This is a genomic window from Cupriavidus sp. 05L310 (genome assembly GCF_056398185.1).
On the sequence record NZ_JBFTOX010000005.1, the window covers coordinates 112933 to 133631 of the forward strand.

18 protein-coding genes and 1 pseudogene are annotated in these 20699 nt (G+C 63.4%); 12 read left to right on the plus strand and 7 right to left on the minus strand.

Annotation, left to right across the window (positions count from 1 at the left end):
• The first annotated feature begins 280 nt into the window (after nt 1–280).
• From AC1DS6_RS04755 to AC1DS6_RS04790, 8 genes and pseudogenes are all read left to right on the plus strand, one after another.
• Nucleotides 281–2863 carry a type VI secretion system Vgr family protein gene (locus AC1DS6_RS04755; protein ID WP_441637384.1) on the plus strand — a complete coding sequence of 861 codons (2583 nt, stop codon included), beginning with the start codon at nt 281–283 and terminating at the stop codon, nt 2861–2863.
• Between the two features lie 7 nt (nt 2864–2870).
• A complete protein-coding gene (locus tag AC1DS6_RS04760; RefSeq protein WP_477102183.1) occupies nt 2871–4829 on the plus strand; it encodes a zinc metalloprotease in 1959 nt (652 codons plus the stop codon).
• 80 nt (nt 4830–4909) lie between these two features.
• Entirely contained in the window at nt 4910–5785 is an 876-nt protein-coding gene (locus tag AC1DS6_RS04765; RefSeq protein WP_477102184.1) for a hypothetical protein, read from the plus strand.
• A 146-nt stretch (nt 5786–5931) separates the two neighbouring features.
• The gene (locus AC1DS6_RS04770; protein WP_477102185.1) at nt 5932–6807 is read left to right on the plus strand and encodes a hypothetical protein; all 876 of its coding nucleotides are present in this window, start codon (nt 5932–5934) and stop codon (nt 6805–6807) included.
• A 14-nt stretch (nt 6808–6821) separates the two neighbouring features.
• On the plus strand, nt 6822–8120 hold the full coding sequence (tssL, locus tag AC1DS6_RS04775) for a type VI secretion system protein TssL, long form (RefSeq protein ID WP_477102186.1): 1299 nt from the start codon (nt 6822–6824) through the stop codon (nt 8118–8120).
• A 21-nt stretch (nt 8121–8141) separates the two neighbouring features.
• Entirely contained in the window at nt 8142–8420 is a 279-nt protein-coding gene (locus tag AC1DS6_RS04780) for a PAAR domain-containing protein (RefSeq protein WP_441629336.1), read from the plus strand.
• A gap of 48 nt (nt 8421–8468) precedes the next feature.
• Nucleotides 8469–8741, plus strand: a complete 273-nt coding sequence (locus AC1DS6_RS04785; RefSeq protein ID WP_441629338.1) for a hypothetical protein — start codon at nt 8469–8471, stop codon at nt 8739–8741.
• Nucleotides 8742–8908: 167 nt separating this feature from the next.
• A pseudogene (locus AC1DS6_RS04790) lies at nt 8909–9082 on the plus strand (LysR family transcriptional regulator); the annotation flags it as partial.
• Between the two features lie 9 nt (nt 9083–9091).
• Here AC1DS6_RS04790 and AC1DS6_RS04795 read toward each other — a convergent pair.
• Complete coding sequence (locus tag AC1DS6_RS04795) at nt 9092–9439, minus strand: HigA family addiction module antitoxin (RefSeq protein ID WP_441629340.1); 348 nt, start codon at nt 9437–9439, stop codon at nt 9092–9094.
• A gap of 68 nt (nt 9440–9507) precedes the next feature.
• Nucleotides 9508–10275, minus strand: a complete 768-nt coding sequence (locus AC1DS6_RS04800; RefSeq protein ID WP_441629342.1) for an IclR family transcriptional regulator domain-containing protein — start codon at nt 10273–10275, stop codon at nt 9508–9510.
• 131 nt (nt 10276–10406) lie between these two features.
• On the opposite strand from AC1DS6_RS04800, the gene AC1DS6_RS04805 reads away from it, so the two are divergent.
• The 3 genes from AC1DS6_RS04805 (at nt 10407) to AC1DS6_RS04815 (ending at nt 13812) form a co-directional block, all read left to right on the plus strand.
• Nucleotides 10407–12290, plus strand: a complete 1884-nt coding sequence (locus AC1DS6_RS04805) for a bifunctional sugar phosphate isomerase/epimerase/4-hydroxyphenylpyruvate dioxygenase family protein (RefSeq protein WP_441629344.1) — start codon at nt 10407–10409, stop codon at nt 12288–12290.
• 33 nt (nt 12291–12323) lie between these two features.
• Entirely contained in the window at nt 12324–13145 is an 822-nt protein-coding gene (locus AC1DS6_RS04810) for a 3-oxoadipate:acetyl-CoA acetyltransferase (protein WP_441629346.1), read from the plus strand.
• 118 nt (nt 13146–13263) lie between these two features.
• A complete protein-coding gene (locus tag AC1DS6_RS04815) occupies nt 13264–13812 on the plus strand; it encodes a shikimate kinase (protein WP_441629348.1) in 549 nt (182 codons plus the stop codon).
• Between the two features lie 48 nt (nt 13813–13860).
• Here AC1DS6_RS04815 and AC1DS6_RS04820 read toward each other — a convergent pair whose 3' ends face one another.
• Nucleotides 13861–15084 carry a benzoate/H(+) symporter BenE family transporter gene (locus AC1DS6_RS04820; protein ID WP_477102187.1) on the minus strand — a complete coding sequence of 408 codons (1224 nt, stop codon included), beginning with the start codon at nt 15082–15084 and terminating at the stop codon, nt 13861–13863.
• A gap of 132 nt (nt 15085–15216) precedes the next feature.
• Here AC1DS6_RS04820 and pdxR point away from each other — a divergent pair, with 132 nt between their 5' ends.
• Nucleotides 15217–16710, plus strand: a complete 1494-nt coding sequence (pdxR, locus tag AC1DS6_RS04825; RefSeq protein WP_477102188.1) for a MocR-like pyridoxine biosynthesis transcription factor PdxR — start codon at nt 15217–15219, stop codon at nt 16708–16710.
• A gap of 58 nt (nt 16711–16768) precedes the next feature.
• Here the strand turns inward: pdxR and AC1DS6_RS04830 are convergent, their stop codons facing one another.
• From AC1DS6_RS04830 to AC1DS6_RS04845, 4 genes are all read right to left on the minus strand, one after another.
• Nucleotides 16769–17656, minus strand: coding sequence for an ABC transporter permease (locus AC1DS6_RS04830; protein WP_441629353.1), 888 nt, complete (start codon nt 17654–17656; stop codon nt 16769–16771).
• Nucleotides 17657–17674: 18 nt separating this feature from the next.
• Entirely contained in the window at nt 17675–18526 is an 852-nt protein-coding gene (locus AC1DS6_RS04835; protein WP_441629354.1) for an ABC transporter ATP-binding protein, read from the minus strand.
• A gap of 1 nt (nt 18527) precedes the next feature.
• Nucleotides 18528–19562 (minus strand): ABC transporter substrate-binding protein, encoded by a 1035-nt coding sequence (locus AC1DS6_RS04840; RefSeq protein ID WP_441629355.1) that lies wholly within the window; start codon nt 19560–19562, stop codon nt 18528–18530.
• Nucleotides 19563–19630: 68 nt separating this feature from the next.
• A complete protein-coding gene (locus AC1DS6_RS04845) occupies nt 19631–20557 on the minus strand; it encodes a TauD/TfdA dioxygenase family protein (RefSeq protein ID WP_441629356.1) in 927 nt (308 codons plus the stop codon).
• Nucleotides 20558–20699 lie beyond the last annotated feature (142 nt).

Consider the following 20699-nt stretch of genomic DNA (forward strand, 5'->3'; position numbering starts at 1 on the left):
CGTCGTTTGCGCGCCACGCAATGTAAGCAATTTGCAAACGCGCTAGCGCGGGTATTGCCTCTTGCGCCAGGCTGGTCGCGCCATCCGAAATGAGCGTGATATCAGCCGTAACTCATTCCGCTTTTCATTTGACTTCGATAGCGAATTCGGACGCGTCCGATTTACTCGCTAAGCGCACCTATTTAGCATCACCCTGAGTCACTGCGCCTGGACTGGCCGAACCGCGTGGCAGCCGCCATGCGCAAGCCACCGAGTTCCAATCTCTCACGGAGTGTTTTGCATGGGTCATCGCTTGCCGTCGTTTTCCTCCCGCACCGTCCGCGTCACCGGTGCGGGCATGCCCACTTTGCTTGGCCAGCCGATGCTGGTGTTCTCCAAGCTGTCTGGCACCGAAAGCATCAACAGCCTGTTCGCCTACGAACTGGAACTCAAGACCCCGGATGCACGCAATGCCCTGTATGGCCCTGCCGCCGAACTGGACATGGAAGCCATGCAGGGGCAGGAACTGACGGTTGAAATTGAACTGGACGGCGCCGGGTCAGGCCCTGAAGGTGGCGTCGGCAAGGGCACGCGCGAAATCACCGGCATCGTCACCGACCTGTACGGCCCCATCTATGAGAACCAGCACGTCGTCTACCGCATGACGCTGCGCCCCTGGCTTTGGCTCGCCACACAGACCACCGATTACAAGTCGTTCCAGAACATGACGGTGATTGAAATCGCCGAGAAAGTGCTGTCGGATTACACCTTCCCGGTCGAGCGGCGCCTGTTCGGCATCGAGTACCCTCGGCGCGAATGTCAGTGGCAGTTCGGTGAAACGGACTACCGGTTTCTCTGTCGCATCCTCAGCGAATTTGGAATCAACTTCCATTGGGAACACGCAGATGGCCATCACCGCATGGTGTTGACCGATGGCAACGGCGCCTTTCGCAAATTCCCCAGCGCCGCCTATCACACGATCAGTTGGTATCCCTCTTCGGATCGCGTGGATAAGGAACACCTGCACGCCTTCGAAATCCACGACCGGCTGGTGTCGGGCAAGTGGACGCACGGCGACTACGACTTCAACCAGCCGCGTGCCGATCTGAACGTCACCAGCAAAGATCCGCGCGACACCAGCCACCCGATGCAGGAACGGTATGTGTGGCCGGGCGACTTCACCCAACCCAAGACCGGCAGCGATGCCTGGCAGGAAGGCGACATGCTCGCACGCATCCGCATGGAAGCGATGCGCCAGCACGGCTACCGGGTGCGGGGCAAGGGCAACGTGCGCGCGATGGTGCCGGGCTGCATGTTCACACTCAAGCGGTTCATGCGGCGCAAGGCGAACCGCGAATTCCTGATCTATGCCGCGCGCCTGTGGATCGAGGACGTGGGGGAAGTCTCCGGCAGCGGCCAGCAATGGCGCTGCGAGGTCGAATTCGAAGCGCAGCCCAGCAATGAGATCTTCCGCCCAGAGCGCGTGGAAAAGCCCAAGGTGGGCGGCTATCACAGCGCCAGGGTCGTCGGCCCCGAGAACCAGGCCATCTGGTGCGATGACGTGGGGCGGGTCCGCGTCCAGTTCCCGTGGGACCGCTATGGCAAAGACGACGCGAACAGTTCCTGCTGGATTCGCGTGGCCGACTATGCCTCGGGCGACCAGTTCGGCAGCACGCACGTGCCGCGCATCGGCCAGGAAGTGCTGGTGGAATTCATGGGAGGCGACCCGGACCTGCCGATCATTGTCGGGCGGGTGAACAACCGCCTGAACCTGCCGCCCTGGAACCTGCCCGGCCAGCATGCCCTATCCGGCTATCGGAGCAAGGAGCTGTTTGGCGAGGGCCGCAACCACACACTCTATGACGATACCCAGGATCAACAACAGGTCCAGGTAGCCTCGGCCTACCAGAACAGCTTGCTGGCGCTGGGCCACAACGTGCGGGTAAAGGACGCCGAGGGGCGCAAGGACAAGCGCGGCGAAGGGTTCGAGTTGCGCACCGATGGCAAGGGCGCCATCCGTTCGGACGGCATGCTGATCACTACCGAGGCCCGGCGCAAGGCAGAGGGCCATGCGTTGGCGATGCGCGAAACGATCCAGCGGCTGGAACAGGCACTGGGCGAAGCACGCAATGTGCTGGAGGCCAGCATCGCGGCCCTCGCGCAAACCAATGAACAGGAGGATGTAGCCGAGGCCATCGCGGCGCAAAACCAGGTTATCCGGGGCACAGGCGACCCCCTTGGGGAACTGAGCGAACCAATGCTGATAGTGGCAAGCCCGGCAGGCATCGCCAGCACGACCGCCAAGACCACGCACCTGCACAGCGGCGACCACACAGCGCTGACCACCGGCAAGCATCTCTCCCTCTCCAGCGGCGCCAGCATCGTCGGCAGCGCGGGTAAGGGCGTTTCGTTGTGCGGCCACACAGAGGATGTCAAGCTGATCGCGCGCAAGGGCAAATTCATCGCGCAGGCGCAGAACAATGAGATGGAGATGGTGTCGCGCGACACGCTGCGCATCACCAGCACCGAGAAGAAAGTAGAGATCACCGCCGCCGAGGAGATCGTCTTCAACGTAGGCGGCACGTACTACCGCATGACGCCCAGCTCCATCGAAAGCGGCACCAGCGGGTCCTGGGCGGTCCACGCGGGCAGCCGCTTGCTCACCGGCCCCAAGACCCGCACCACGCCCATGCCCAGCTTCGGCAAGGGCTACTCCGGCTTCTACAAGCTGCACTGGGAAGACGCCAACCAGCCAGCGCCCTACCAGCCCTATCGCATCACGCGCGCCGATGGCAGCGTCATCGAAGGCGTAACCAACGCCGATGGCGAAACCGCGCTGCGTCTGGCCGAATTCGGCGAACCCCTGAAAATCGAACTCCTGTAAGGACACCATGGCGACCCATCCTTCCCAGCCCGCCAAGACCGCGGCCCCGCTCCCCACGCTGACACTGAAGCCCGGCGGCGCAGTTTGTCAGGTGGAGCTGCCGCTGCGGCCCCTGCGGATTTACTTCCAGACCTACCCCGGCATGAGCGGCAAAGTGTCCGAGCGCGCACTGGCTGGCATCTCCTACAAGCTGCGCATTCCCGGCCGGCCAGACATCGAGAGCCAGACCGAACCCAACGGCCAGATCCTGCTGCCGGGATTGCGGCCGGGGTTGACCGGAGAACTGGAAATCCTGGGGACAACCATTCACCTGCAACCGCGCGACTACAGCGCCGACGAAGCGACCGACGGCCGGACGACGATGAGCATCCAGGGCGCGAAACGCCGCCTGATGATCCTGGGCTATTACGACAAGCCGTACTGTTATGTACCACCGAACACACGAGTGGAACCCCAGACGCCCAACGACAAGCTGGATCATCTTGAAATCGAGGACGCCATTCTTCGCTTCCAGGTGGACAACGGCCTCATGCCGGACGGGGAAATCGAGCGTCACGAAGTGGGTGCCGATGGCAAGATCGATCCGGGCCGGAAATATGGCTTTCACACCGACATCGCAAGCTCCACCATCAGGCAGTTTCATCCCGATTTCGTGGCCCGGCTGGCGGCAGGCGGCGGCAGCGCCCCGCCGGACACGATGACACCGTGCGCCGTACCGCCACCCCAGCCGGCCAAGGGCAAGCCGCAGCCAGGCAAGTCGCAGCCACTCGCGCGGGAGATCTACGAAGGACACCGCTTCGTGCCGGTGCGCTTCGTGCGCGAGAACTACAACAGATTCGATCCGAAATACCCGGAACTGGATGACCGCGGCTATGTCGATGGCAGGCCCGGCCCCGTGGTCAGCCTGACGAATGGACAGACCATTCAGATCTACCTGCAACGCCTGCACTTGTTCAAGAATGTGCCATTGTCCGTCAAGAGCACGGATGAAAGCGTGGTGACGGTTGGCACGCCATCGGGCGATATCGTGCAACTGACTGGCGTGGCTGGGGGTGAGGACACGTTTCCTGCGGAAGCCGTAATCGAAGTCCGTTACGGTAGTGCAAGCGGCCCAATCCTTCATCGCCTCTACGTGGAGGTCTATAAGGCCATCCATGTCGCCGTGGTCGTGCACGCCATGACCATCGGCCAGAAGGACAACCCTGCCATTGCGCCGGTTGGCCCGGGCCTGACCCGTCACGATATCTGGAACCTGTTCGACAAGGTCAACGACATCTGGCGCGCGGCCGGCATCCAATTCAAGATCGAAGGCTGGCTCGACGAGAAAATCCGGCTCACGAAGGCCGGTGAAATGAATGCTGTCGAGTTCGAAGAAATAACCAGCATCAATCGGATAAGCGGCAAGCTCAATATGTACCTGGTCCGAACCATGAGCGGGATTGGCATCGGATGGGGGGCCTGCAACACCGCGCTCGTGGTTGGCGAGAAGATGGCTGGCGGCTTCGAACAGGCCGCACCGGAAGTCATACAGGCCATTGCCCACGAAATCGGACACTACCTCGGTTTATGGCATCCCGGCACGATCAACGCCAGCGGTGACGATGTAGCGAACCCGCCTACCCGGCCGGAAGACCACGCCATGCAGGATTACTGGTCGCGCCGGAGCCTGATGTACGTTTCCACCGCACTGCAGGCGACGCCCCCGCTTCAAGCCAACGTACGTCAACGCGGACGCTTGAACGATGTGGGGTATGGCAGAACACAGTACCCCAATGGGGGATACGTCGACTGCGGCGGCAAGATGCTGTGCTGCAAAGTCGTGCCAAACATCATTTCTCGTCCTCAAGATTCCGAGATCTCCAGGGCGCGAAGCCTTGCACTGGTTAACCAATCCAAATCAAAAGGAACCGACACCGCATGGAGCCAAGACATCGACGCCAAACCCGGTCATGGCATGTTTGCCTGACGCTGCTTTATGGCATTGCCACGGCAATGCTGGCCCTATCCGCCACCGCGCAAACCGCATCCGTGCAGGAGACCCAAGCCATGCCAACCCTGGCCCAACTGATCGACGACAAGAAATGGGACGAGGCCAAGACATACTGCCGCACTTACCGGAACGAGGTCATTCCCGAGATCAAGGCGATTCTCGCCCGACGTTATGCCAATAACCTCACTGCGGCCGCCAAGGAAAGTGAGACGAAGGATGCCGCTTATGCTTGCTTGAGGCAGATCCGCACACAAGAATCCGCGCTGCTTCTAGCGCAGGGCTTCGGCAATGGCGGCGGATACAACAGCATCTATGGCTTGATCGAAGATCCGCGGCCTGAGGTCTACCCCATTCTCAAGGCAAAACTGCGGCCTCCGGAAAATGCGCGAGACAAAAACCTCCTGCTGACCATGGCCCAGATATCTGTTCCTGTGGAGCAACGCGTTGCCGATATCAGACCATACCTGGAAGCGAAATATTATGGCGTGCGTCAGGGTGCGGTTCTCGGACTTGCACTACTGGATGATCCCGGCAGCATGGAACGCATGGCCTATGAGTTAGGAACGAAATGGCGCGATGGGAAACAGTACTTTCTATGGACGTTCTATCACTTCCGTGCCTGGAGAATTCCAAAGTTCGTCCCGGTGCTGATCCCGGTCCTGAACGACCCGCAGCCACTCGAAGACATCGGCGTCCGCCAGTACCTCCCCGGCGGCGTCGAGCAGGCCATGACACCCGAAGAACAGCGCTATTGCCGCGCACGCGACTACGCGCTGAACATCATCGCCAAGACACTGAAGCTGGACCTGCCGTTCAAGATCGCGGAACACGTCACCTACACCAAGGAACAGCGTGAACTCGTCAAACAGAAACTGCGCGATCTTGGCTACACCGTGACGGATGCGCCATACCCGGTTACGCCAGCGGATTGAGGACGACGACCGACAACATGGAACCAAGACATCGACGCCGAACCCGGTCATGGCGTGTTTGCCTGACGCTCTTCTGCGGCATTGCCACGGCAATGCCGGCCCTATCCGCCACCGCGCAAACCGCACCCGCTCAGGAGACCCAAGCCATGCCAACCCTGGCTCAACTGATTGACGACGAAAAATGGGACGAAGCCAAGACATACTGCCGCACTTACCGGAGCGAGGTCATTCCGGAGATCAAGGCCATTCTCGCCAAACGCTATGCCAATAACCTCACCGAGGCCGCCAAGGAGAGTGAGACGAAGGATGCCGCTTATGCTTGCTTGAGGCAGATCCGCACACAAGAATCCGCGCTGCTTCTAGCGCAGGGCTTCGGCAATGGCGGCGGATACAACAGCATCTATGGCTTGATCGAAGATCCGCGGCCCGAGGTCTACCCCATTCTCAAGGCAAAACTGCAGCCTCCGGAAGAGGAAGATGACAAGGAGCTCCTGCTGACCATGGCCCAGATATCCGTACCTGTGGAACAACGCGTTGCCGATATCCGACCATACCTGGAAGCGAAATATTATGGCGTGCGTCAGGGTGCTGTTCTCGGACTTGCACTGCTGGATGATCCCGGCAGCATGGAACGCATGGCCTATGTGCTGGGGACAGACCGGCGCCAGCGCAAATGGAATTTCCTTCGTACCTTCTATGACTTCCGCGCCTGGAGAATTCCAAAGTTCGTCCCGGTGCTGATCCCGGTCCTGAACGACCCGCAGCCACTCGAAGACATCGGCGTCCGCCAGTACCTCCCCGGCGGCGTCGAGCAGGCCATGACCCCCGAAGAACAGCGCTACTGCCGCGCACGCGACTACGCGCTGAACATCATCGCCAAGACACTGAAACTGGACCTGCCGTTCAAGATCGAGGAACACGTCACCTACACCAAGGAACAGCGTGAACTCGTCAAGCAGAAGCTGCGCGATCTTGGCTACACCGTGACGGATGCGCCATACCCGGTTACGCCGGCGGATTGAGGGAGACGTTGACCATGGACGCGCAGAAGAAGCCCGAACCCGCGACGGACACGCCGCCCTCAGCCAGTGGCATGGCACAAGCACTGAGTAATGACGGCAAACCAGCCGCTATCAATTCGGAAGAACCCAGGCCGAAGAGGCGCGTGATTCGGCCGCCACCCACCATGGAACAGCGCTTGAAGACGATGCTGTCGGCGCCGAATCCACTGATGGAAGCCGCCTGGCCACTCGCTCTCGCTGTTGCGGAGATGCCGCCGGTGAAGGATCGGGAGATGGTTCCGCATCTCCATGACATCGTGACAGCGGAGTTGAAGGATTTCCAGGAACTGGCCGAACGGGCGAACATCAAGCACGAACATATTGTCGCTGCGCACTATTGCCTCTGCAGCGCCATCGATGAAGGCGTTCAGCGGCACGATTGGGGGCAAGGCTGGTGGACGACGAACAGCTTGCTGGTCCTGCACCATCAGGACAACCGGGGCGGCGAGCGCTTCTTTCAGCTGCTGGCCCGGCTGCTGAAAAACCCGACGGAGAACATCGACGTCATCGAGGTGATGTACATCCTGCTGTCACTGGGATTCCAAGGCCGCTATTGCAAGATGCCAGATGGAACACAGCGTATCAATGCCATTCGCCGGCGGCTGTACGACCTGCTGCTACAGCATCGCGGCCCCGTACCGAAAGCACTGTCGCCCCACTGGAAGCCCGCACCGCCTGGCCGCTTCCCCCCGCTGCGCGTCATACCTGTCTGGATCACCGTAGCGCTATCCTCGGTGATCCTCCTCGGAATGTTCATCTCGTTCAAATATCAGCTGTTGGTCAAACAGCGCGAAGTGCTGCAAATACTCACGGACATCGGCAACATGAAGCCACCGCCCCCGCCCATGCCACTACGGCTCACAGAGCGCTTGAAGGACGAGATTGCGCGCGGTGTGGTGGCCGTCAAGGACGATTACCGCCGCAGCACCGTGGTGTTTCGGGGCGACGATATGTTTGGCGCAGGCCAGGCCGAGGTACGCAGGAAACTATTACCAGCGCTCGATAAGCTGGCCGCCGAGTTCAACAAGGTGGAGGGCACGGTGCAGATCATCGGCCATAGTGACAACCAGCCGATCAAGAGCGCCCGCTACCCATCGAATCAGGCACTGTCCGAGGAGCGCGCCACCGTGGTCAGCGAATACCTCGCCAGCAAGGGCGTCGCCAAGGAGCGGCTGGAAGCCGTCGGCAAGGGGGATAGCGAGCCGTTGACGGACAACGCCACCGCAACCGCACGCGCCACCAACCGCCGCGTCGAAGTGGTCGTCACCCAATAAGCCAGTTCAGGAGAACACAGGATGCAACGCAGACTCATCAAGAAGGGCGACAAGACCAGCCACGACGGCGTGGTCGCTACCGGGTCCGAGGTGGACCTGCTGGACGGCCAGCCGATGGCCCGCCTGGGCGATCTGGTGGACTGCCCCCAGCACTACCCGGACGGGCGGCCGCACGGCATCAACAAGATCATCGAAGCGACCTCCGGCCTGATGATTGGCGAGCGTCCCGCTGCCTGCGAAGGCGATGGCACCGAATGCGGCTGCGTGCTGATCGGCAGTTCGGACGCCATGGCAGGCTGACTTGGCTCGATACGCTCTACGCACCTTCCCAAACTCAAGGAAACAAGCATGCAGTATTTCGCATTCGGCATCATATCCGTGTTCTCCGCCCTCCTGTTTCCGGCGATCTATCTGGCCGGTTATGGGCTGCGCCGGATCGGCGCCTGGTTCAATCGCGCCGATCCGCCCCGCGACCGTGTTGGTGCCTATGTCATCGCCGCCCTGTTGTTCGGCTTCCTAGTGGGCTCGCTCCTGCAACCCTTGTGGGACTGCCTGCAGACCGGTGAGTCGCTAGGGACATGCGTGATGCGGCATTCGCCAACTGCCGGCCTTGGACAGTGAAGTGCAGGACTGGCTCGCCCGGGATCAACCAGTTGGCCCAACGAGCGGACGGTTCGTCGGCGGGTGAAATCCGAGCCATGGGAAAGCGCGGCACTGACCGTGGGCCTGTCAGGCGATAAGAAGTTGCGCTGCCGAGCTGGCCGCCGCTGTGATCTGCCGCAGGAAACGATGCGCTGGTGCGGGTGCTGCCGGCTGACCGGCAACCAGCCGATGTGTGGGCGGTGACGACCGCGCGGGCTTCGGGGTCGGCCAAGATGCGGGTGTGCATCGATTTTTTGAAAGCGCAGCTTACCGAAGGGCCGCATGTGCTGGCGACGGCGTTGGGGGATGGTGGGGAGTGAGTGGATCCATCACGCCGCCAGCGGCGCAATCTCGCGAGCTATCGCTTCGCCGGCGGCCGCTTGCGCAACGCGCAAGTCATAGGTCGCTTGCAGATTCGTCCAGAATTCAGGCGTGGTGCCAAAGTGCCGCGTCAGGCGCAGCGCAGTATTCGGCGAAATGGTGCGGCGGCAGCGCACGATGTCGTTGATGCGCGGTGCCGGCACGTGCAGGGCCACCGCGAGCGCATTCGCGGACATATTGAGTGGAACGAGGAAGTCCTCGCGCAGGATTTCTCCCGGGTGTGCCGGCTCGATCGTTTCACCGGTTGCGACATCCGAGAGGTCGACCTTGTTAAGGTCCGCACGTTTGATTGTCATGGTGGCCTCGGTGGTCAGTGATAGTCAGTTGGCCGGCAAACACACACTCTTGCGGCGCGCCTGGTTGCTCACAACACCCGCATGATCGATATCGCCGTATCCTGCAAAACCTGCAACACCCGCTCCAGCGCCTGCTCCGCGCTCTCCTCCCCGATCTGCATATTCACGCTCAGCGCGGCGATCACTTTCCCATGGCGATCCCGCAGCGGCACCGCCACCCCCCGCACGCCGATCTGCAACTGCTGCTCGACCAGCGCATAACCCTGCGCGCCCGCCTTCCTGATCTCGGCCAGCAGCCGGTCCTGCTGCATGATCGTGTACGGCGTGTACGGCGTCAGCACGACGTCTTCCAGCCACGCCTTGACCCTGTCCTCAGGCTCCGAGGCCAGCATCATCACGCCGGCGGAAGCCAGCGGCGCCGGCACGCGCGCACCCAGCACAAAACCCGTATTCATCACCCGGCTCGTACCCGTACGGCAGATAAACACCAGTTCCCATGCATCCAGCACGCTCAGGTACGCCGGCTCGCCGACCGCCGCCGTGATCTGCTGCAGGAAAGGCTGCACCGTGCGCGGCAGGCGCGCCGAGTCGAAGTAGGACCAGCCCACCTTGAGCACGCGGGGGGTCAGGCTGAACAGCGTGCCGTCGCTGGTGGTATAGCCCAGATGCTCCAGGGTGAGCAGATAACGTCGTGCCGCGGTACGTGTGAGGCCCGTCAGCTGGGCCGCCTGCGTCGGCGTCAGGCGCGGATGATCGTTATCGAAGGCCTCCAGGATGGCCAGGCCCTTTTCCAGTCCGGCAATCCAGTCGCGCCGGTTCAGCGGTTCTTTATCCATAGCGATAACCCTAGTTCCGAGCGCCAGTCGCTCTCAATGGCGCGATTATCGCACGTATGCGCGCGGATTGCGCTTGTTGCTGCGTCAGATCGGTCCTAACCTTCCCCTACACGAAGCACGCAGGATCTGACATGCAAACCGCAGCCTGGCGCCATCCGAAATCGATCGCCACCGTATCGCTGTCCGGCACCTTGCCGGAAAAACTGGAAGCGGCCGCCGCGGCCGGTTTCAATGGCGTCGAAATCTTCGAGAACGACCTGTTGAATTTCGATGGCTCCCCTGCCGATGTGCGCCGCATCGCGGCCGATCTCGGCCTGGATATCCCGCTGTACCAGCCCTTCCGCGATTTCGAGGCGATGCCCGACGAATTCCGCGCCCGCAACATGGCGCGCGCTGAACGCAAGTTCGACGTGATGGAGGAACTGGGCGCGCGCATGGTGCTGGTCTGCAGCAATGTGCAGGGCATCGCCATCGACGATCCCGCGCGCGCCGCCGCCGACCTGCGCGCCATGGCCGAAGCCGCGGCGAAGCGCGGGCTCCTGGTGGGCTTCGAGGCGCTGGCCTGGGCCCGGCACACCAGGCTGTGGCGGCAGGCATGGGATATCGTGCGGCGGGCCGACCACCCCGCGCTGGGCCTGATCCTGGACAGCTTCCACACGCTCTCGCTGGGCGACACGCTGGAAGGCATCGACGAAGTGCCGGCGGAGAAGCTGTTCTTCGTGCAACTGGCCGATGCGCCCCGCATGAGCATGGACGTGTTGTCGTGGAGCCGGCACTACCGCAACTTTCCCGGCCAGGGCGATCTCGCCGTGACCGAGTTTGCACGCGCGGCCATCGGCGCGGGCTATCGCGGACCACTGTCGCTGGAGATCTTCAACGACGAATTCCGCGCGGCGCCCGCGCGCCTGACCGCGCAGGATGGCCTGCGCTCGCTGATCTGGCTCGAATCCGAAGCCGGGGGCCCCGCCCTGCCAGCCGCGCCGCATTTCGGCGGCGTCGACTTCCTGGAATTCGCGGTGGACTATGTAGCCGGACGGGAACTGGGCACGCGGCTGCGTTCGCTGGGCTTCAGCCACGCCGGCCGCCACCGCTCCAAGGCGGTGGACCTGTACCGCCAGGGCGGCGTCAATATCATCCTCAACGCCGAGCAGGACAGCGCCGCCGCGGAGCACTTCCAGCTTCACGGGCCTTCCGTCTGCGCGCTCGGGCTGAAGGTGGACGACGCCCAGCGCGCCGTCTCGCGTGCGCGGGCCTTGCTGTGCAAGGAATGGCGCGAGCCCATCGGCCCGGACGAGCGCAGCATTCCCGCAGTGCGCGCGCCGGACGGCATGCTGTTCTACCTGATCGACGAGAAGGACTCGGACCGCAGCATCTACGAGAGCGACTTCGTGCTGGAACCCGGCTGCGCCGACGACACAGGCGCGGGCCTCACGGCCATCGACCATATCGCCCAGGCCTTGCCACCGCACCGGCTCGACAGCTTCGTATTGTTCTACAAGACGGTGTTCGGCCTGCAGGCCGAGGCGCTGCACGAGATCGCCGACCCGTACGGACTGGTGAAAAGCCGCGCCATGGTCAGCCCGGAGCAGAACATCCGGATTCCGCTCAACGTCTCGGAAAGCAGCCGCACCGCCACCGGCAGGTTCGTCACGGCCTATGCCGGCTCGGGCATCCACCACATTGCCTTCCGTACGCCCGGCCTGAGCGCCACGCTGGAGCGCATCGTTCCCGCCGAGGCCGCCATGCTCCACGTGCCCGACAACTACTACGACGATGTCGGCGCGCGGCTCGGACTGGACGACGCGCTGCTGGAGCGCCTGCGCCGGCAGCAACTGCTCTACGACAAGGATGCCGGCGGCGAATTCCTGCACGCCTACACCGAGCCCTTCCACGACCGCTTCTTCTTCGAGCTGGTGCAGCGCGACGGCTACCTCGGCTTCGGCGCGGCCAACGCCTCGCTGCGCATGGCGGCCCAAGCCCTGGCCAGCCGCAACCACAAGGCCCGGCCCGCCTGAGGCGGGCACCACAATCGTTCCCCGGAGTTTCAAATGCAAGAACCCTGCATCATCTCGGTGGCCATCACCGGCTCGGTCCCCCGCAAGACGGACAACCCCGCCATCCCCATCTCCGTCGCGGAGCAGATCGAGAGCACGCACGAGAGCTTCGAGGCGGGCGCCACGCTGGTCCACCTGCACGTGCGCGACGAAGCCGGGAACTCCAGTTCGGACCCCGCGCGTTTCGCGCAATTGCAGGACGGCATCCGCAAGCACTGCCCCGGCATGATCGTGCAGTTCTCCACCGGCGGACGCGGACGCGCCATGGAGCAGCGCGGCGCCATGCTCGACCTGCGCCCCGACATGGCCTCGCTGGCCACCGGCTCGGTCAACTTCCCCACCACGGTCTACGAAAACCCGCCCGATTTCGTGCGCGCGCTGGCCAAGGCCATGCGCGATTACCACATCAAGCCCGAGATCGAAATTTTCGATCTGGCGATGCTCTACAACACGGCGGACCTGGTCAAGGAAGGGCTGCTGCTGCCCCCGGTGCATGTGCAGTTCGTGTTCGGCATCAAGAACGCGCTGCCGGCGCGCAAGGAGATCCTGGAGTTCCAGGTGGAGCAACTGAAGAAGGTGCTGCCTGGCGCGACCTGGACCGCGGCGGGGATCGGCCGGCACCAGCTGGAAGTCAACCACTGGACGCTGCAACTCGGCGGCCACTGCCGCACCGGCCTGGAAGACAACGTGCGCTGGGACAAGGACACGCTGGCCGCCAGCAATGCGCAACTGGTCGGCCGGGTAGCGCAGTTGTGCGCGGAGTATGGCCGCGCCGTGGCCACGCCCGCGCAAGCGCGGCAGCTGCTCGGTCTGTGAAGCCCCTTGTACCGAAGCCGCCGAAGCAACGGAACACCGTGCCGTTTTGAGCGGCGCCCATCTCGTGCTAACGTAGAGAAGACCGAATCCGGAGCCTGCCGCTGGCTCCCCCCCACACTTGGACTTCGAAAACCTCTTCTTCATCGGCTTCATGGGCGCCGGTAAGACCACCATTGGCCGGACGGTGGCGCGCCGGCTGGGGCTGCCTTTTTTCGATACGGATCACGAAATCGAGGCGCGTTGCGGCGTGCGCATTCCCACTATCTTCGAGCTGGAAGGCGAGGAAGGCTTCCGCCAGCGCGAAACCCGCACGCTCGACGAGTTGACACAGCGTAAAGGCATCGTGCTGGCCACCGGCGGCGGCGCCGTGCTGCGCCCGGAAAACCGCGAGATGCTGCGCTCGCGCGGCTACGTGATCTACCTGAGCGCTTCACCCGCGGAGTTGTGGCAGCGCACCCGGCGCGGCCGCAACCGCCCGCTGCTGCAAGGCCCCAACCCGCGCGCCACGCTGGAAGCCCTTTACCGGGTACGCGATCCGCTCTATCGCGAGGCGGCGCACCTGGTCATGCCCCCGCACGGCGAGAGCGTGGCGAATGCCGCCGGACGCGTGCTTGCGAAGCTCGGGCTCGAAAACTCGACTCTGCTGCGTCCGCAAGGCGATAGATAAGGCCACTCCTCAGCCTGTGGCAGCGGTCGCGGCGGGGTATAAAGTGGATTAGCCGCACCTGGAACATCTGAAACTGCCATGGATCAATCCATGCACAACCAGACCGACAAGCAATCCCCAGAATGCACCGCCAAGCCCGAATAGCGTGACGTCGGCCGCTGTCGCCAGAAATGTCATCAAGGCCGTTTCACGTCCACGTGGATCGCCCAGCGCGGTTGCGAGGCTGCCGCCAATTGCCCCCAGCAAGGCGAGGCCAGCCAGCGTGGTAATGAAAGTCGCGGGGAGCACCACAAACAACGTCACCAGGGTCGTACCGAACACACCGACGAGCGTGTAGAACACCCCGCAGGCAAGGCCGGCGATGTACCGCCTGGCTGGATTTTCGTGCGCCTCCTTGCCCGTGCAGATTGCCGCCGTTATCGCTGCCACATTGAATGCATGGGAGCCGAAAGGCGCCATCAGCAGGGAACCAAGCCCGGTCACCGTAAGTATGGGATTGGCACTGGTCTTGAAGCCGTCGTTGCGCAGCACCAGCATTCCCGGCATGTACTGGCCGGTCAGCGTGATCAGGAACAGTGGGAGCGCAACGCTAAACACCGCGTTGAGCGAGAAGGCTGGCGTGGTCAGCACGGGTGCAGCCAAACTCAGCGCAACACTCTGGAAGCTGACCTGCCCCAGCCCAAGCAACAGCATGATGGCGATCACCAGTACGCCAATGATCGCATAACGCGCCGTAAAGCGGCGCAGCACTGCATAGCTGAGAATCAGTGCGCCTACCAACAACGGATCAACGCCCGCGCCACCAAAGGCACCCATGCCAAAGCGCAGCAAAATGCCAGCCAGAAGGCCTGCCGCGATGCCTGATGGGATCATCTTCACGACCCGCTCGAAGTAGCCCGACAGCCCCAGCACCACAAAACCAAGGGCGGACAGCATATAGGCGCCGATGACTTCCGGATAAGGCGTATTCGGCAGTACTGAAATGAGAAAGGCAGCTCCTGGCGTAGACCATGCCGTGATGATTGGCTCGCGATAACGGTAACTCAGCCAGGCCCCGGTCACTCCGACGCCGATCGAGATCGACCAGATCCATGAAGCGGTCAGCTGGGGGCTCAGTCCAGCGGACTTCGCGCCCTGGAGCACCAGAATAAAGGTCCCACCGTAGTTGACGAACACCGAGATCAGCGCCGCAACGATTGGATGCAGCAAGTCGTCTGATCGGCGGACCGTCGCCGTCAAGGGGGCCGCGCTTGAGTCTTTGATTGGTTGCATAGGTCCCGAGTTTGCGGTCTAAATGGTCTATTTTGAATATCCACTTATGTATAATTAATCAGACCACTTTGTGACCCAAGCGCCTTTTGCAGCGCTTGCCCAGGCACACACAGACCAGACCAAATCGCCCTTGTGAAGACGCGCGCCACTGCTTATCCGATCTGGACCGGCTTCCTGCCGTCACAAGACGATCCCCTATCCCTGCGCGAGCAACTGGTGCGTTTTTTTCGCAGAGGCATCGCGGATGGCACCTTGCAGGCAGGCATCCGGCTTCCGGCATCGCCGGTACTGGCGCTGGAACTCGGCATGTCGCGAATGACTGTCACCGATGCCTACGAGCAGCTGATCGCCGAGGGGTTTCTGCAGGCGCGTCAGGGCGCGGGTACCTATGTGGCGGCCCGGATCGGCAACAAGGCGCAATCGCTATGCACGCCTGTAGCCCCGCGGCAAGCAACGATGGGGTCGGCACGCGCGCGACTGCTGGTCGGTCCCGATTCAATGTCGGTCGCGCATGCGGCGTGGCCACTGACCCCGGGTCTGCCAGCCCTGGATGCATTCCCCTACGCGCTATGGGGCCGCCTTGAGGGCCGCATCTGGCGCCGGCGCACGCCGCCGGATTTTTCGTATGGCGACCCGCAAGGTTTCCTGCCATTGCGAGAAGCGCTGGCGGAGTATCTCGGCGCGGCGCGCGGTGTAAGCTGCCGTTCGCACAACATCGTCGTTACCCCCGGCGCGCAAGCGGCAATCCTGATCGCAACGCTAGCGCTCACGGATAGCGGGGATCGCGTTTGGGTGGAGAATCCCGGATACGATGCCGCCTATCGCAGCCTTTTGCTATCCGGAGTGAGCGCGGTCGGTATTCGCGTGGATGCAGAAGGCCTGGATGTGCTCGATGGGCGCTCGCGCGCGCCCGATGCAAAGCTTGCGGTGGTGTCGCCCTCGCACCAATACCCGCTGGGCGTCACCATGAGCCTGGCACGGCGCCTAGCACTCTTGCAGTGGGCCCACGATGCCGATGCGTTCATTCTTGAAGATGATTACGATAGCGAGTTCCACTACGATTGCGCGCCGACGACTGCCCTGAAAGCACTTGATGGCGACAACGGACGCGTGATCTATATCGGTACACTTAGTAAGCTGCTGGCCCCAGGCCTGAGGCTGGGATTCCTGGTCGTGCCCGACGATCTGATCGATATTCTGCAAAAAGTGCGCAATGGCAGCGGCCACCGTGTGCCGATGTCGCTGCAGGTCACTGCCGCAGAATTTGTCGGCAACGGCCATCTCGGCACGCATATTCGCAGAACCAAATCGCTCTACGCGCAACGGCGCTCTGCCTTGCTGTCGGCTATCAGTGCCGCAGGCAGTGGAGATCTGTCCGTCTTGACCGCTACCACGGGACTGCATCTCCTTGCGGAGTTACCCGATGATTGCGACGACCAGGCGCTGGTAGCCGCCGCACGGGCACAACAGATTGGCGTCGCGCCGCTATCGGGATTCTTCGCGCCGCCGTGCACAAGCGCGCGGCAAGGCTTGCTGATGGGTTTTGGCAATACCCCCGCGGAATCCATGCCAGGCGCCATCCAGACACTGTGCCGGCTGATCGAAACACAGCGCACTTCGCGCTGAAGCCAGTCGTCGCCGCTGGCGCTCTGCCCGCTCCACGCCGTTGCGGGCCAATACCGCCTTAGTGCTGCATGCCCCAGCGGCGCACTGTCACGCGTTCCAGCGTCTTGAACACCAGGTTCTCCACCAGCAGGCCGATCAGGATCACCATGGCCAGGCCGGCGAACACGCGGTCGGTGTACAGCTCGTTGCGGTTCTGGAAGATGTACCAGCCCAGCCCGCCCTTGCCAGACGACGCGCCAAACACCAGCTCGGCCGCGATCAGCGTGCGCCAGGCGAAGGCCCAGCCGATCTTCAGACCGGACAGGATGGCGGGCAGCGCGGCCGGCACCAGGATCAGCAGCACATAGCGCAAGCCGCGCAGCCCGTAGTTGCGCCCGGCCATGCGCAGGGTGTCGGGCACCCCGCGAAAGCCCGCATAGGTGTTCAGCGCCAGCGGCCACAGCACCGAATGCACCAGCACGAACACCAGGCTCTTGCTGCCCAGCCCGAACCACAGCAGCGCCAGCGGCAGCAGCGCGATGGCCGGCAGCGGGTTGAACATGGCGGTCAGCGTGTCCAGCACATCGCGCCCCAGCTCGGTCGAGACCGCCAGCGTGGTCAGCACGAAAGCCAGCACGATGCCGCCGGCGTAGCCTTGCAGCAGCACCGACATGGAGATGCCCGCCTTGGTCAGCAGCTCGCCATTGCCGATGCCTTCGGCAAAGGCGCGCGCGGTGGCGAGAAAGCCCGGCAACAGCAGGTCATTGTCCTGCACGCGCGCGATGATTTCCCACAGGCAGGCCAGCACCGCCAGGATCAGCGCCTTGCGCAGCCAGCCTTGCTGCCACAGGCGTTGCGGCCAGGGCAAGGCGCGCGCCACCGGCAAGGCGGTGAAGGGTTCGAGCTTGCGCTCATATTCGGCGCGGACCACCGTGGTGGCGGGAATAGATGACGTGCTTGTGCTCATGGTCGATCCTGGCGGGGCTCAGCGCGCCTGCGCGGTGCGTGCCGTCGACGGCGCGGCGTGCGGCGGCTCGTCGAACAGCAGATGATGGATGCGTTGCGCGGTAGCCTGGAACTCCGCGCCCCCCTGGCTGGCCAGGTCGTACTGGTGGCTGTTGAGTTCGGCGCGCACGCGCCCCGGATGCGGCGACAGCAGCAGGATGCGGCTGCCGACCACCAGCGCTTCCTCGATCGAATGCGTGACGAACAGCAGCGTGAAGGCGGCGTCGTTCCACAGCGCCAGCAATTCCTCCTGCATGCGCCGGCGCGTCAGCGCGTCGAGCGCGGCAAAGGGCTCGTCCATCAGCAGCACCTTGGGCCGCATCGCCAGCGCGCGGGCAATCGCCACGCGCTGCTTCATGCCGCCGGACAGGGTGTGCGGATAGGCATCGGCGAAATTCGCCAGCCCGACTTTGTCGAGAAAATGCAGCGCGCATGCCGAGGCCTCGCGCCGTGACATGCCGCGTGAGCGCACCAGCGGGAACATCACGTTCTGCCGCACCGTCTTCCAGGGCGGCAACTGGTCGAACTCCTGGAACACCACGATGCGGTCGGGGCCGGGCGCGCTGACGGGCACGCCCTCCAGCCGGATCTCGCCCTCGCACGGCGGCACGAAGCCCGCCACCGCCTTGAGCAGGGTCGACTTGCCGCAGCCCGAAGGGCCAAGCAGCACAAAGCGATCGGCGGCATGGACATCAAAGCTGACCTGGTGGGTGGCCCGCACCACGCGCTCGCGGGTGCGGTACTCCAGCGAGACGCCGTCGACCTGCAACAGCGGCGTGGCTGCGGCGGGGCGCGCGGAAACCACGCGTAGCGGGGAAGGCTGCACGGCCATGTCAGCTACCCTGGGCAGTGGCCGGGTCCTGGAAGAAATAGTCTTGCCAGGATTTCGGCTGGTTGCGGATGGCGCCCACCCGATGCATGAACTCGGCCAGCGCGAAGGTGTTCTGCGGCGTGACCTTGAACTGCACCTGCGGGTTCTTCAGGATCTTGACCAGCAGCGCGCGGTCGATCCGGGCCTTGTTCACGCGGATATACAGGTCGGCCGCAGCTTCCGGGTTGGCAGTGGCGAACCGTGCCGCCTCGGCCAGCGCATCGACAAAGGCGCGATAGGTCTTGGGATTGTCATTGCGGAATTTCTCGGTGGCGTACAGCACCGTGGCCGAGCTGGGGCCGCCCAGCACGTCATACGAGTTCAGCACGATGCGCGCATTGGGGTTGCCGGCCAGTTCCTGTTCCTGGAACGGCGGGTTGCCGAAGTGGCCGCTGATCTCGGTGCCGCCGGCGATGATGGCCGCGGCCGCATCGGGGTGCGGCACCGCCACGGTCCACTTGTCCAGGCGATTGAATTCCTTGTCGCCCCATTGCCTGGCGGCGGCAAGCTGCAGCACGCGCGACTGCACCGATACCGACACCGCGGGCAGCGCGATGCGGTCCTTGTCGGTGAAATCGGCAATGGTCTTGACCTTGGGATTGTTGCTGACCAGGTAGTACGGGAAGTTGCCCAGCGACGCCACGCCCTTCACATTCTGCTTGCCGTGCGTGCGATCCCACATCGTCAGCAAGGGCCCCACGCCGGCGCCGGCGATATCGATCGCGCCGGACAGCAGCGCATCGTTGACGGCCGCGCCGCCGGACAACTGCGTCCACTCCACCTTGACATCGACGCCCTGCTGCCTGCCGTGTTTCTCGATCAGTTGCTGGTCGCGCGCCACGTTGAGCAGCAGGTAGACTACGCCGAACTGCTCGGCGATGCGGATCTTCCCTTCCGCACGGGCCGCGCCGGACATCGCCATGCCGGCAGCCAGCGCGAGCGCGACGGCGCCACGCGGCCAGCGGGCGGAGAAGAGACGGGAACGAAGCAGGGACATGCGGAACTCCGGTGGATTCGGTTCGGTGGATTCGGTATGGGACAGGATGATCCAGACGTGCGTGCCGGTCAGACCGGCAGGTCGCCCTCGATCGTGGTGCGATACATCACGCGGCGCAGCGACTCCGGGCAGCCGGCGGCCAGGTGCAGCAGCGAGCGGTTGTCCCAGAACACCAGGTCGTGCTCCTGCCATGCGTGGCGATAGACGTGTTCCGGCTTCACGCTATGCGCGAACAGTTGCGCCAGCAGGTCACGGCTTTCATCCTCGGGCAGCCCGGCGATGCGCGTGGTGAAATGCTCGCTGACGAACAACGCGCGGCGGCCGGTCTCCGGATGCGTGCGCACCACCGGCTGCAGCACCGGCGCCACCTGCGCGATCTGCTCGGGCGTCAGGTTGGGACGCCACGGGCTGCGTTGCTGCAACTCGGCGTACCTGGCCAGGTAGGTGTGCTCGGCATTGCGCCCTTCCACCGCGCTCTTCAGGTGCGCGGGCAGCGTCTCCCAGGCCAGGTGCATGTTGGCGAACAGCGTATCGCCGCCCTCGGCCGGAAGCTCCTGCGCATGCAGCAGCGAGCCCAGGCTGGGCTTTTCCTTGTACGAGAGATCGGAATGCCAGAAATGCCCGGCGTCGCCCAGGCCGATCGGCTTGCCGTCCTTGAGCACATTGGAGACGATCAGTATCTCGGGATGACCGGCGAGCTGGAACTGATGCAGCACATGGATCTGCAACGGCCCGAAGCGGCGGCTGAAGGCGATCTGCTGTTCCGGCGTGATGCGCTGGTCGCGGAACACCACCACGTGATAGTCGAGATGCGCGCGATGGATGCGCGCGAAGTCTTCCGCGGACAGCGGCTCGGACAAGTCCAGGCCGATGATCTCCGCGCCGAGCGGCGCCTCGAACGGACGGATCTCGAAAGCGGCGCTGCCGGAAGCAGCGGCTGAAACGGCGGGGGCGGCAGCAAGCGTGAATGAGGCCGTGTGGGTTCCAATCGTCATGACAGGCTCTTAAGCGGGGGACCTAAAACGGAAGACCTAAAGTGCGGATCCGATATCGGATCCAGGTGCGATGCCGTTTCCGGCAAAAGCCGGGCCCTGCACCGCTCGTTCTCAAGCTTTGCACTGTAGAGTTCCAGGCCTG

Coding starts and splice junctions, on each gene's coding strand:
- AC1DS6_RS04755 (WP_441637384.1), top strand. CDS start 281: ATGGGTCATCGCTTGCCGTCGTTTTCCTCCCGCACCGTCCGCGTCACC.
- AC1DS6_RS04760 (WP_477102183.1), top strand. CDS start 2,871: ATGGCGACCCATCCTTCCCAGCCCGCCAAGACCGCGGCCCCGCTCCCC.
- AC1DS6_RS04765 (WP_477102184.1), top strand. CDS start 4,910: ATGCCAACCCTGGCCCAACTGATCGACGACAAGAAATGGGACGAGGCC.
- AC1DS6_RS04770 (WP_477102185.1), top strand. CDS start 5,932: ATGCCAACCCTGGCTCAACTGATTGACGACGAAAAATGGGACGAAGCC.
- tssL (WP_477102186.1), top strand. CDS start 6,822: ATGGACGCGCAGAAGAAGCCCGAACCCGCGACGGACACGCCGCCCTCA.
- AC1DS6_RS04780 (WP_441629336.1), top strand. CDS start 8,142: ATGCAACGCAGACTCATCAAGAAGGGCGACAAGACCAGCCACGACGGC.
- AC1DS6_RS04785 (WP_441629338.1), top strand. CDS start 8,469: ATGCAGTATTTCGCATTCGGCATCATATCCGTGTTCTCCGCCCTCCTG.
- AC1DS6_RS04795 (WP_441629340.1), bottom strand. CDS start 9,439: ATGACAATCAAACGTGCGGACCTTAACAAGGTCGACCTCTCGGATGTC.
- AC1DS6_RS04800 (WP_441629342.1), bottom strand. CDS start 10,275: ATGGATAAAGAACCGCTGAACCGGCGCGACTGGATTGCCGGACTGGAA.
- AC1DS6_RS04805 (WP_441629344.1), top strand. CDS start 10,407: ATGCAAACCGCAGCCTGGCGCCATCCGAAATCGATCGCCACCGTATCG.
- AC1DS6_RS04810 (WP_441629346.1), top strand. CDS start 12,324: ATGCAAGAACCCTGCATCATCTCGGTGGCCATCACCGGCTCGGTCCCC.
- AC1DS6_RS04820 (WP_477102187.1), bottom strand. CDS start 15,084: ATGCAACCAATCAAAGACTCAAGCGCGGCCCCCTTGACGGCGACGGTC.
- AC1DS6_RS04830 (WP_441629353.1), bottom strand. CDS start 17,656: ATGAGCACAAGCACGTCATCTATTCCCGCCACCACGGTGGTCCGCGCC.
- AC1DS6_RS04835 (WP_441629354.1), bottom strand. CDS start 18,526: ATGGCCGTGCAGCCTTCCCCGCTACGCGTGGTTTCCGCGCGCCCCGCC.
- AC1DS6_RS04840 (WP_441629355.1), bottom strand. CDS start 19,562: ATGTCCCTGCTTCGTTCCCGTCTCTTCTCCGCCCGCTGGCCGCGTGGC.
- AC1DS6_RS04845 (WP_441629356.1), bottom strand. CDS start 20,557: ATGACGATTGGAACCCACACGGCCTCATTCACGCTTGCTGCCGCCCCC.